The 11,722-nt window shown below is 40.3% G+C and carries 11 protein-coding genes and 1 riboswitch; of the genes, 10 read left to right on the top strand and 1 reads right to left on the bottom strand.

Annotation, left to right across the window (positions count from 1 at the left end; all coding sequences use genetic code 11):
* The first annotated feature begins 19 nt into the window (after window positions 1-19).
* The 3 genes from LC090_RS10865 to LC090_RS10855 all read left to right on the top strand — a co-directional run bounded on the left by LC090_RS10865 (window position 20) and on the right by LC090_RS10855 (window position 2,742).
* The gene (locus tag LC090_RS10865; RefSeq protein ID WP_226657978.1) at window positions 20-361 is read left to right on the top strand and encodes a YojF family protein; all 342 of its coding nucleotides are present in this window, start codon (window positions 20-22) and stop codon (window positions 359-361) included.
* Window positions 362-374: 13 nt separating this feature from the next.
* Entirely contained in the window at window positions 375-1,040 is a 666-nt protein-coding gene (gene bshB2, locus LC090_RS10860; protein WP_226658453.1) for a bacillithiol biosynthesis deacetylase BshB2, read from the top strand.
* Between the two features lie 82 nt (window positions 1,041-1,122).
* A complete protein-coding gene (locus LC090_RS10855) occupies window positions 1,123-2,742 on the top strand; it encodes an ABC-F family ATP-binding cassette domain-containing protein (protein WP_159782568.1) in 1,620 nt (539 codons plus the stop codon).
* A 34-nt stretch (window positions 2,743-2,776) separates the two neighbouring features.
* On the opposite strand, the gene LC090_RS10850 is transcribed toward LC090_RS10855, so the two are convergent.
* A complete protein-coding gene (locus tag LC090_RS10850) occupies window positions 2,777-4,132 on the bottom strand; it encodes an MATE family efflux transporter (protein WP_226657976.1) in 1,356 nt (451 codons plus the stop codon).
* Window positions 4,133-4,259: 127 nt separating this feature from the next.
* Between LC090_RS10850 and LC090_RS10845 the strand changes: the two genes are divergently transcribed.
* From LC090_RS10845 to preA, 7 genes are all read left to right on the top strand, one after another.
* Entirely contained in the window at window positions 4,260-4,670 is a 411-nt protein-coding gene (locus tag LC090_RS10845; RefSeq protein ID WP_226657973.1) for a thiol-disulfide oxidoreductase DCC family protein, read from the top strand.
* Between the two features lie 149 nt (window positions 4,671-4,819).
* Window positions 4,820-5,731, top strand: a complete 912-nt coding sequence (locus tag LC090_RS10840) for an ABC transporter ATP-binding protein (RefSeq protein WP_226657971.1) — start codon at window positions 4,820-4,822, stop codon at window positions 5,729-5,731.
* Window positions 5,728-6,468 (top strand): ABC transporter permease, encoded by a 741-nt coding sequence (locus LC090_RS10835; protein WP_226657969.1) that lies wholly within the window; start codon window positions 5,728-5,730, stop codon window positions 6,466-6,468. Before LC090_RS10840 ends, LC090_RS10835 begins: the two co-directional genes overlap by 4 nt.
* A gap of 171 nt (window positions 6,469-6,639) precedes the next feature.
* A riboswitch (purine riboswitch) is annotated at window positions 6,640-6,742 on the top strand.
* A gap of 224 nt (window positions 6,743-6,966) precedes the next feature.
* Window positions 6,967-7,848: a 5'-methylthioadenosine/S-adenosylhomocysteine nucleosidase gene (locus tag LC090_RS10830; RefSeq protein WP_226657967.1), complete on the top strand. Its 882-nt coding sequence runs from the start codon at window positions 6,967-6,969 to the stop codon at window positions 7,846-7,848.
* 229 nt (window positions 7,849-8,077) lie between these two features.
* Window positions 8,078-8,968, top strand: coding sequence for a nitrilase-related carbon-nitrogen hydrolase (locus LC090_RS10825; RefSeq protein WP_226657965.1), 891 nt, complete (start codon window positions 8,078-8,080; stop codon window positions 8,966-8,968).
* Window positions 8,969-9,059: 91 nt separating this feature from the next.
* On the top strand, window positions 9,060-10,421 hold the full coding sequence (locus LC090_RS10820) for an NAD(P)-dependent oxidoreductase (RefSeq protein WP_226657962.1): 1,362 nt from the start codon (window positions 9,060-9,062) through the stop codon (window positions 10,419-10,421).
* Between the two features lie 20 nt (window positions 10,422-10,441).
* Complete coding sequence (gene preA / locus LC090_RS10815) at window positions 10,442-11,722, top strand: NAD-dependent dihydropyrimidine dehydrogenase subunit PreA (RefSeq protein ID WP_226657960.1); 1,281 nt, start codon at window positions 10,442-10,444, stop codon at window positions 11,720-11,722.

Genomic DNA, 11,722 nt, shown 5'->3' with positions numbered 1-11,722 from the left:
GAAAGAAGGGGGCATAAGAATGAAGCCTATTCAAATAGAAAAAGTACAAGAAATTCTTGAGACATTTGAGAATAAAGAGCTGTATTTTCACTTAGAAACAACAAGTGGAGCCTATGCTGCTCAAGATAAAGATAAGCTTGCGGTTGGAGCTTACATAAGAAATGGCTCAATTAAATTCACCAATGTCAAAATGGCAGGTAGCGGTCCATTTCGCGTTGGGTTTAAATTAAATGACGGCTGGATGTACGCTGAAGGCTTAACCGATTATCAATTAGATGATGGTCGATTATTAATGGCAGGTCACGATTCAAGCGGCCGTTTAGCTGTTGCCGTTCAATTAAGCTATACACCATTCGATTAAGGAGGAAACCATGATGGAGAAACAAGTCCTAGTTGTTTTCCCGCATCCAGATGATGAAGCTTTCGGAACTGCAGGGTTGATAACAAAATTTGTGAATGAAGGCGTCCCTGTCACTTATGCATGTGCAACGCTTGGAGAAATGGGACGCAATATGGGAAACCCATTTTTTGCGACAAGAGAAACACTTCCAGAAGTACGAAAAAAAGAATTGCAAGATGCTTGCAATGCAATGGGGGTAAAGGATCTTCGCATGCTTGGATTCCGTGATAAAACACTTGAATTTGAAGATCCTGAACTACTTGTTTCAACGATAGGGAAGCTCGTTGATGAATTAAAGCCTTCATTAATCATTACATTTTATCCGGAATACGGTATCCATCCCGATCACGATGCCTGTTCGGCTGCAGTCATTGAGACGTTAAAACGTATGCCGAAAGAAGACCGTCCAACGGTTTATGCATTGCCAATCACTCCAGATCGTGAGGCTGTTCTTGGCAAGCCAGACAAAGTATTTGATGTGACGGATGTTCTTGAAACAAAGATTAAAACGATCGAAGCTCACCGTTCGCAAACGGAGGCAATGGTGGCAAGACTTGAAGATGGCTCAATGGATCCAAACTCCGAAATGATGTCGTTTATCAAGAAAGAATCCTTCTGGATCTATCCATTTGATGAATAAGATCTGAAGCGTTCATATCTATTCCGAACAGAACGTGATATAATTTGCACTATAATATGATAGATGGAGGAATACGACCTAAATGATTACAGTTACAGATGTCGGCTTACGATATGGTGATCGTAAGCTTTTTGAAGATGTTAATATTAAATTTACTCCGGGAAATTGTTATGGACTAATCGGTGCGAATGGCGCTGGTAAGTCAACGTTTCTTAAGATTTTATCAGGTGAAATTGAACCGCAAACAGGCGATGTTCATATGGGGCCTGGTGAACGTCTTGCTGTTCTAAAGCAAAACCATTTCGAATATGAAGAATATGAAGTGTTAAACACCGTTATTATGGGCCACGCTCGTCTTCATGAAGTGATGCAGGAGAAGAATGCGATCTACATGAAAGAGGATTTCTCTGATGAAGATGGTATGAAAGCAGCTGAGCTTGAAGGTGAATTTGCTGACCTTAACGGGTGGGAAGCTGAATCTGATGCAGCGGTATTGTTGAAAGGTCTAGGGATTTCTGAAGATCTTCATTATAAAAAGTTAGCTGACCTTACAGGTTCTGAAAAAGTGAAGGTACTTCTTGCTCAGGCACTATTTGGTTCGCCTGATATTCTTCTTCTAGATGAGCCAACGAACAATCTTGATCTTAGCGCAATTCAGTGGCTAGAAGAGTTCCTTATTAACTTTGAAAATACTGTTATAGTTGTATCCCATGACCGTCATTTCTTAAACAAAGTATGTACGCACATGGCTGATCTTGATTACGGTAAAATTCAAGTGTATGTAGGTAACTACGACTTCTGGTATGAATCAAGCCAGCTTGCTCGTACGATGAAAGAAGATGCGAACAAGAAGAAAGAAGAGAAGGTAAAGGAACTTCAAGCGTTTATTCAGCGCTTTAGCGCGAACGCTTCGAAGTCGAAACAGGCTACGTCACGTAAGAAGCTTCTTGATAAGATTACACTTGACGATATTAAACCTTCTTCAAGAAAGTACCCATATGTTGCTTTTACGCCAAATCGTGAGATCGGAAACGACGTCCTTCACGTGGAAGGTTTAACAAAAACGATTGACGGAGTTAAAGTACTTGATAACGTAAGCTTTATGCTTAATAAAGATGATAAAGTGGCACTCGTAGGTCGTAATGAAATTGCGAATACAGCGCTTATTAAAATTTTGATGGGTGAAATGGAAGCTGATAGCGGAACGTTCAAATGGGGCGTTACGACTTCACAGGCATACTTCCCGAAAGATAACTCGGAATACTTTGAGGGTGTAGATACGAACCTTGTTAACTGGCTTCGTCAATATTCCCCAGAAGATCAGAGCGAAAGCTTCCTACGTGGTTTCCTTGGAAGAATGCTTTTCTCTGGAGAAGAAGTATTAAAGAAAGCAAGCGTTCTTTCCGGTGGCGAAAAAGTACGCTGCATGCTTTCAAAAATGATGCTTAGCGGTGCGAACGTTCTTGTGCTGGACGATCCAACAAACCACCTGGATCTTGAATCGATTACTGCACTCAACAATGGGCTTATGAACTTCAAAGGTGCGATGATCTTTACATCTCATGACCACCAGTTCATTCAAACGATCGCAAACAGAGTCATTGAAGTAACACCTAAAGGGATCATTGATAAGGAAGCAACTTATGATGAGTACCTTGAAAACACAGAACTACAAGCAAAAGCACAGGCAATGTATAACTAATAGACTAAAAAGCGGATCCCAGTGGGATCCGCTTTTATTCGTAGGCGGTTCTTGTCGATTGTTGCACATATCGTAGTCTCAAAAATAACGTAATGGCTGCAACAAATAGTCCAGTACTAAGGCCGACCCAGTACCCATATGGACCAAAGGCTGTATATTTCGCAAGTATAAAACCTGAAGGAAGGCCAATCACCCAATAAGAAATTAAGCTCATAACGAGTGTCACATTCACATCCTTATACCCTCGAAGTGCGCCCTGAATTGGAGCAGCAACTGCATCTGAAAGCTGGAAAAAGATCGCGTAGATTAAGAATACTTTAATTAAATCGAATACGTTCTGATTACTCGTATACCAGCTTGCAACTGCATCGTTAAATAGAAACAAACAAAGAGCTGAAAACAAAGCCATACCAACCGCAAAAGCAATGCCCATGTAACTGTAGTGCTTCGCATCTAATAATCTTCTTGCACCAACTTCAAATCCGATGGCGATCGTTAAAGCCATTGAAATACTAAGTGGAATCATATAGAGAAGTGAAGCGAAATTGATGGCTGCCTGATGAGCAGCGATCGTTTCGGTTGAATACATGCTCATTAATAGCGTAACGGCGGCGAAAATACTGACTTCAAAAAAGATGGAAAAACCAATAGGTACGCCAATTTTTAACTGTTCTTTCCAAGTGGAAAATGAGACTGGATAAAAACGTTTGAAGACACCGTATGCGCTAAACGGTCTTACTTTTATCACGACCAGTAATGCAATTAGAAGAATAAACCAGTAAGTGATCGCTGATGCATAACCAGCACCAACACCACCTAATTTAGGGAATCCCCATTTACCGAAAATGAGAACGTAATTAAAAAACACATTGATTGGAAGCGATGTAAGTGTAACGAGCATCGTGGTTCTTGTCTCTCCAAGGGCATCAAAGAAACTTCTTAGAACGGAGTAAATAAACAGTGGGATAATCCCGAATGAAAGTCCGATTAAATACTCTTTTGCAATTTGAGCTACGTTCTCCTGAAGATCCATTGTATTTAAAATCGGATCCAAAATGAAACTTCCAACTACTAAAATACTAATGGATAACGCAATGGAAAGATAAATGCCCTGCAGGACTGAAAAAGAAACACGTTCTTCCTGCTTTGCCCCAATATAATGTGATACGATTGGCGTTATGGCAAGTAAAATGCCGCTTAAGCCTGTGAAGACAGGTACCCAAAGACTTGAGCCAATCGCAACCCCTGCAAGATCATTTGCTCCAGCTCTTCCGCTCATGATCGTGTCAACAAAGTTCATGGAATAAAGACCAACTTGTGTAATTAAAATCGGGTACAAAATGACAATTAATAGTTTGATTTTTTCCTTGAGTGAATGTGTTGGATACACGGTGCAACATCCTTGCTATGTAGAATACTGAACACGGAAATTATAGCACATTCTTCAACATCAATTAGAAAGATATGCTACACTAAATATGTGAAATAGTGAACATACAATAATGAGGTGTTAAAGCGTGAATAGGCCAGAAGACGTGGATACAAATATTATTTTATTTGATGGGGTTTGCAATTTATGCAATGGTTTAGTGAAGTTTATGTTTAAATACGATAAAAAAGCCGTTTTCTCCTTTGCATCTCTTCAATCAGAAACGGCAGAGATCCTTCTTAAGAAAGCTGGTCTTACAGAAGTCCCAGATAGTGTGATTGTGATAAAAGAAGGGAAGGCGCTTGTTAAATCCGAAGCGGCTCTTTCGATCATTCAACAACTTGGCGGATTGTTTAAGCTTTTGTTAGTATTTCGCTTATTCCCTCGTTCAATTAGAGATCGACTCTATGACGAAATAGCCAAACGTCGTTATAAATGGTTCGGAAAAAAAGAAAGCTGTATGATCCCAACAAAGGAACAACGAGATCGATTTTTGTAAAATGAAACACTATGAAATTGTCCCCTCTCTAATTTTTTGTTATATAATGGAAAAAGCGTGGTGATAAATGAATTCTTCTAGCAAGAAAGGCATTTATCATTCATATACCTTACATATCGCAAACATTCATCACTTAAGAGGGGGATTTCATGGAACTTGTTATTAAAGCAGAGAATGTGTCTAAAAAATATGGTTCTGAGTTTGCAGTGAAGAATTTATCTTTTACCGTAAAAAAGGGAGAAATCTTCGGCATTATTGGTCCTAATGGTGCTGGAAAAACAACGACGCTTGAAATGCTTGAAGGTATATTAAAACCTAACAGCGGTACGATTGATGTATTGGGCTATGTACCAACGAAACAGTTACGGACATTGAATAAGCGCATTGGCGTACAATTCCAATCCACTTCTATTCAAAAGAAAATGAAAGTAAGGGAAGCACTTCAATTGTTTGCATCATTTTATGATGGGCCGAGTCAAAAGGATCATTTAATTGATTTACTCGGACTGCACGAGAAGTTAAACGTAAATTTTGAAGATCTTTCAGGAGGTTGGAAGCAACGTGTCACGCTAGCACTCGCTACGCTTCATCAGCCTGAAATCTTATTTCTTGATGAGCCAAGTATGGGGTTAGATCCTCATGCACGTCGCGAAATGTGGTCACTCATTGAACGATTAAGAAAACAGGGCTGTACAATTGTGATCACCACCCATTACATGGAAGAAGCCGAAAAATTATGTGACCGTGTCGCTATGATTTATCATGGGGAGTTAAAAGCGCTTGATACGCCGCAGCAGTTATTAAATAGAAGTGTTTCAAAAAATCTTACATTCGAGAGTCATCAATTAAAACGTAAAGATTTAGAAACAGTACCTGGTGTGATAAGAGTTGAAGAAAGCGATGGGCTATTTCACGTGTTTTGTAAAAATCAGCAAGAAACAGCTTATCATATTTTTCGCATCTGTCATGAACGAGAAATTTCTCTTTCGAACTTCTATTTCGAGAAAGGTACTTTAGACGACTTATTTATACACTATCTCGAAGAGGAGGTCGTCCAATGAACGCTGTCGTGCAATTAGCGATTCTAGAAACGAAAATGTTCTTTCGAGATCGTTTAAGTGTGTTTTGGACCTTTCTTTTTCCAGTTGTCATGATCTGGCTTTTTGGTTCCATGTTCGTTGGAAATGAAATGAACGGACTTACTTTTGCTGAGCAATTTGTTCCTTCTTGGATTGGAGTGAACATTGTGACGACTTCATTTTTCACTTTAGGAACCGTACTTGCAAGTTACCGTGAAACGGGCGTACTACGAAGGTATCAATCAACTCCACTGCAACCCTGGAAAATTTTAGTCGCTCATACTGTTCAGGGAACCGTTATCTTTATTTTTTCAGCCATTTTACTTATGATATTTGGTATGTGGATGTATGGTCTTTCATTACCTGATTACATCGGAAGCACCCTATTAGCTTTACTCATTAGTATTTTAGCTTTCTTTCCATTTGCTCTATTCTTAACATCACTAGCGAAAAATACACAGGCAGCTGCAGCTATAAGTTCCCTCTTTTTAAACGTCATGCTTTTTTTATCAGGAGCCACTTTTCCAATTGCATTTATGCCAGAAGTGCTTCAATTTGTTGCCAAACTACTTCCGCTTTATTATGTGATTAATTTGCTTCGTGGAACGTGGAACGAAGCTCCCATTTCCTCTTATGGCGTTGAAGTAGGAATTCTGCTAGGAATTTCAGTAGTCTCTATCCTACTGGCATCTCGTTTTTTTAGATGGAGCGGGAAGTAGCAATTGAGAGTGGCAAAGGTAGAGGTTGTTAACAAAAGCTTTCACACAATAAATAAAACAAACTTTATATGGTTGATTTAGATTGAAACACGAACGATTGCGTATTTTTTTTAAGTATTATTCATGTTTTTAGTTGAAGATAGTTTATGGGTTTGTTATGGTAGGTAAGTACTAACTAAATCAATTTTCACTCGTATATTCTCAGAAATATGGTCTGAGCGTTTCTACCCGGTTCCCGTTAAAGTACTGGACTACGAGTTGAAGTATGCTGATAACTGTCTTTATTTTTATCATTAGGAAATAAGATGACAGCTGTTTTTTATACTTGAACTTTCGTGGTCTGGAGGGTAGAACATTACACCATCCAGACTTTTTTTATTTTTCATGAATACGAGAATGATATTTAAGAAGGGAGCAGCAAAAGAAAGGTTAGTCTGTCAGATGATCGTGTTTATTTAAAAAAAGTATCCGAACTTACATACTAGGGAGAGAGCAGCCATGAGGAAACCATTGATTAAAAAATACGTAGCAACAATGATGCTAACTTTACTTTTGCTAGTTGTTTTGTCAGCATGTAACTCTGAATCAGAATCTTCTGCAGAGCAAGAGACAACGGAGCGGCCCATTCTTGTTCAGGGGCCAATGCCAATTGAAGCAGAAGAATTTGCAGAAAGATTAGAGAATGTGACAGAAGAAACTTCAGGATCATTTGTTTTTTATAAAGGAACGGTAGATGATTATCCAGTGATCGTTGCAAAGACAGGAAAAGGTATGGAAAATACGGCTGCTGCAACAGCCGTAGCAATCGAGAAGTACAATCCACTTGCGATTATCAACCAGGGGACTTCGGGTGGCCATGACCCAGAATTAGATGTATTTGATATCGTTTTAGGTAAAAGAACGACGAACACCGGATCTCTAAAAACGGTTAACTTGAATACGGATGAAGGTATAAAGCCAACGGAATGGAAGCCAATGGATTTAATGGCTTCTGAGGGTAGCGCAGGAGAGGATCCTGATGCAGAAAATATTCGCTACTTTGAAGGAGACCCAGACTTACTTTCTGCAGCAAACGCTGTAAAAGATGACTATCAAAAAGGAAAAGTTGTGGAAGGAACGATCGGTTCTGCCGACGTGTGGAATAATGAAATTGATCGTATTAATTGGTTTCATGAGAAGTATGGTACTTCCGTTGAAGAAATGGAAGGCGCTGCAGGAGCACAAATTGCTCAAGCCTACGACGTACCTTTCCTTGGGATTCGTATTCTTTCAAATAATAAAGTAAACGGAGGAGAATACAACCCAAATACCGCTGAAGCGAATCAGGAGTATGTTTACAAAGTTGTCCAACAGTATATAAAGAATCAAGAAAATAACTAAAATCCGCCGGGGTTTTAACAAGAAACAGCTTAAGTTATCAGTGCATGGTAAGACGCACTTTTCTTAAGCTGTTTTTTTTACTACTCTATCTAACTTTCTTACTTGCGACAGTATGCTAGTTTTTTGTGCGTTTCATTTTACACTTTGTATAGTGTATCAATGAATTGAATCTTCTACACTTTTATTAGAAAGAAAATTCAGTTAATTATTCGAATGGGAGGGTATACATATGTCAGATTCAGTGAAAATTGGCTTGATTCAGGCAAAAAATGAAGTCGATGGCAACGAACTGGTTGAACTGCATAAACAAAAAGCCATAGAAAAACATATTCAGCTTGTAAGAGAAGCAAGTGAAAAGGGAGCTCAAATTGTCTGTTTACAGGAGATTTTCTACGGACCGTATTTTTGTGCAGAGCAGAATACGAAGTGGTACGACGCGGCAGAGGAAATTCCTGAGGGTCCGACCACGGTAAGATTCCAAGCACTTGCACGTGAACTTGGAATCGTGATCGTATTACCTATTTATGAACGTGAAGGGATATCGACCTATTACAACACAGCAGCTGTGCTTGATGCGGACGGTTCCTATCTTGGAAAATACCGAAAGCAACATATTCCTCACGTAGCGGTTGGGGACAACGGACACGGCTTCTGGGAAAAGTATTATTTTAAGCCAGGAAACCTTGGATATCCTGTATTTGATACAGCTTTCGGTAAAATTGGCGTATACATTTGTTATGATCGTCACTTTCCTGAAGGAGCTCGCTTACTTGGCTTAAACGGAGCAGAAATTGTTTTTAATCCTTCCGCTACAGTAGCTGGACTTTCTGAATATTTATGGAAGCTTGAGCAGCCAGCTCATGCTGTTGCGAACGGATACTATCTGGGAGCAATTAATCGCGTCGGGACTGAAGGCCCATGGAATATGGGGGAATTTTATGGCCAGTCCTATTTGGTAGATCCACGTGGCAATTTTGTTGCGATGGGCTCGCGTGATGAAGATGAAGTCATTATCGGTGAAGTGAATAAAAAAATGATTCGTGAAGTTCGAGATACATGGCAATTCTATCGTGATCGCCGTCCAGAAACTTACGGAGAAATGACGTCATTATTGCCTTAAGGAAAATGAAAGCAGGTGTGGCTTGGCCACCTGCTTTTTCATTTAAAGCTCTTGCAGAACAAAGTTCATTTTAATTATAGGGGGGACCCATATGAGTACTAGCGAACCAATCATTCAAAAGGAGCTTCAGAAACGATTTACCGAAGTCACACCACCGCTCACGAACCAGGAAGCTTTTCAAGAATCCCAAAGGTGTCTCTATTGTTACGATGCTCCGTGCATCCAGGCGTGTCCAACTGGCATTGATATTCCTACCTTTATTAAGAAAATCGCGTCAGGTAATATGAAAGGTTCCGCTAAAACAATTATGACAGCCAATCCAGTAGGGGCGAGCTGTGCAAGAGTTTGTCCAACTGAAGAACTATGTGAAGGTGCTTGCGTACTTAATCATTCGACGAAACCAATTTTAATCGGAAACCTTCAAAGGTATGCTACTGATTGGGCAATAAAAAATGATCAAGTCCTATTTAAAGAAGGACAACCGAATGGTAAGAAAGTCGCCATTGTAGGTGGCGGTCCAGCGGGATTATCTGCTGCTCGCGAGCTTGCTCTGCTTGGATATAGTGTGACGGTTTATGAAGCTGAAAAGCAAGCTGGTGGTCTCGATACGTATGGTATCGTCTCCTTCCGCTTACCAAAGGCAATATCTTTATGGGAAGTTGAGCAAATCGAAAAACTGGGCGTTACGATTAAAACGGGTGTAAGGATTGGAAAAGATATTCCAATTAATGAGCTTCTTTCAACGAATGATCGCGTGATTTTAGCAATTGGAATGGCAAACGTCCCTGATCTTCAAATTCCAGGAGAAAATGCGGAGGGCGTTTATGATGCGATTGAACTCGTTAAGATGACGAAAGACGCACCATTTCCAACTCACTTAAGAGATAAGAAAGTTGTTGTGATTGGCGCGGGTAATACCGCAATCGATGGTGCTACTTGCTCCGTTCGACTTGGAGCAGCAAATGTGAAAATTCTTTATCGTCGATCCGAACAAGAAATGACCGCCTATGATTTTGAATACGAGTTTGCTAAACAAGATGGGGTTGAGTTTCGCTGGCTAACACAGCCGGTCGAAATCCTCACAAATGAAGCAGGACAAGTAAAAGGAATGAAATGCGTTAAAATGAAGCTTTCAGAAGCGGCTGAAGATGGAAGAAGAAGAACAGAACCTATCCGAAACTCTGAATTTTTAATAGAATGCGATGCGATTGTAAAGGCGATTGGCCAAAGGCGTCATTTGTCTTTTATTGAAGATCTTGGTCTTGCACACAACGAAGGCGTCATTTTAATTAACCCAGATACGATGGAAACATCGAATCCAAAAATCTATGCATGTGGAGATGTGATCTTTGGGAAAGGTCAGGGGGAAGCCATGGTCGTTTCCGCAGCACAACAGGGGAAAACAGCTGCTTATCATATGCATGAAAGTTTAAAAGAAACGTACTCAGCATAACAGGAGAAGGGGGAATAGCGATGGCAGATCTTAGAACGAATCTTGCGGGGATTACTTCACCGAACCCATTTTGGCTCGCATCTGCACCACCGACTAATTCAGGCTATCAAGTACAGCGTGCATTTGAAGCAGGATGGGGAGGGGCTGTTTGGAAAACGCTAGGGGATCCGATTTTGAATGTTTCTTCAAGATACGCAGCCGTTCACTTTAATGGTCAACGGGTAGCAGGATTTAATAATATTGAGCTCATTACGGATCGACCGCTGGAAGTGAATTTGAAGGAAATCTATGAAACAAAGAAAAAATTTCCGAATCACGCCGTTGTTGCTTCGTTAATGGTTGAGCCAAATCAAGAGGCATGGCATGAAATTGTTAAAAAGACAGAGGCGGCTGGTGTAGATGGTCTCGAACTTAACTTTGGTTGTCCTCATGGAATGGCTGAACGAGGAATGGGATCTGCGTCCGGGCAAGTGCCTGAACTTGTAGAAAAGCAAACCTATTGGGCAAAAGAAGCGGCTGAAACACCAGTTATTGTTAAGTTAACACCTAATATTACGGATATTACCGCCACGGCTGAGGCTGCAGTAAGAGGTGGAGCTGATGCTGTCAGTATGATTAATACGATTAATAGTCTTGCAGGAGTAGATATTGATACATGGCTACCGATTCCGCATGTTGGAGGAAAGGGAGCTCATGGTGGATATTGTGGACCTGCAGTGAAGCCTATCGCATTAAACATGGTCAGTGAATGTGCAAGAAATAGTCGTATTAATGTCCCGATTTCTGGTATGGGTGGCGTATCTAATTGGCAGAATGCGATTGAATTTATGTTAATGGGCGCAAGCAATGTTCAAATTTGTACGGCAGCGATGCACCACGGTTTCCGCATTGTCGAAGATCTTATCGACGGTTTGTCTACTTACCTTGATGAACGAGGCATTCTTTCAGTTCAAGACATTATTGGAAAATCTGTCCCTACCTTTTCAGACTGGGGAAATCTCGACCTCAATTATAAAGTAGTCGCGAGGATTAATAATGACGTCTGCATCAATTGTAATAAATGCCATATTGCCTGTGAAGATACTTCTCACCAATGTATCGACATGTTAAACGATCCAAACGGCCATGCCATTCTTCAAGTAAGAGAAGAAGATTGTGTTGGGTGTAACTTATGTTCAATCGTCTGTCCTGTTGATGGAGCTATTGATATGGTAGAGCTAAAAAATGACTTGCCACCGATGACGTGGAACGAACGTCAATCTCTCATCGGTTCGCTCAAAGAACGTAAAGTAACCAAATAA

Source organism: Guptibacillus hwajinpoensis (assembly GCF_020524165.1).
Lineage (GTDB): Bacteria > Bacillota > Bacilli > Bacillales > Guptibacillaceae > Guptibacillus > Guptibacillus hwajinpoensis_D.
The sequence above is the reverse complement of the archived record's forward strand: the minus strand, read 5'-3'. Positions and strand labels throughout refer to the sequence as shown.

Excerpts from the sequence above, each read along its gene's own strand:
- preA (WP_226657960.1), top strand. The coding sequence starts at position 10,442 with ATGGCAGATCTTAGAACGAATCTTGCGGGGATTACTTCACCGAACCCA.
- LC090_RS10835 (WP_226657969.1), top strand. The coding sequence starts at position 5,728 with ATGAACGCTGTCGTGCAATTAGCGATTCTAGAAACGAAAATGTTCTTT.
- LC090_RS10820 (WP_226657962.1), top strand. The coding sequence starts at position 9,060 with ATGAGTACTAGCGAACCAATCATTCAAAAGGAGCTTCAGAAACGATTT.
- LC090_RS10840 (WP_226657971.1), top strand. The coding sequence starts at position 4,820 with ATGGAACTTGTTATTAAAGCAGAGAATGTGTCTAAAAAATATGGTTCT.
- LC090_RS10830 (WP_226657967.1), top strand. The coding sequence starts at position 6,967 with ATGAGGAAACCATTGATTAAAAAATACGTAGCAACAATGATGCTAACT.
- LC090_RS10825 (WP_226657965.1), top strand. The coding sequence starts at position 8,078 with ATGTCAGATTCAGTGAAAATTGGCTTGATTCAGGCAAAAAATGAAGTC.
- bshB2 (WP_226658453.1), top strand. The coding sequence starts at position 375 with ATGGAGAAACAAGTCCTAGTTGTTTTCCCGCATCCAGATGATGAAGCT.
- LC090_RS10855 (WP_159782568.1), top strand. The coding sequence starts at position 1,123 with ATGATTACAGTTACAGATGTCGGCTTACGATATGGTGATCGTAAGCTT.
- LC090_RS10865 (WP_226657978.1), top strand. The coding sequence starts at position 20 with ATGAAGCCTATTCAAATAGAAAAAGTACAAGAAATTCTTGAGACATTT.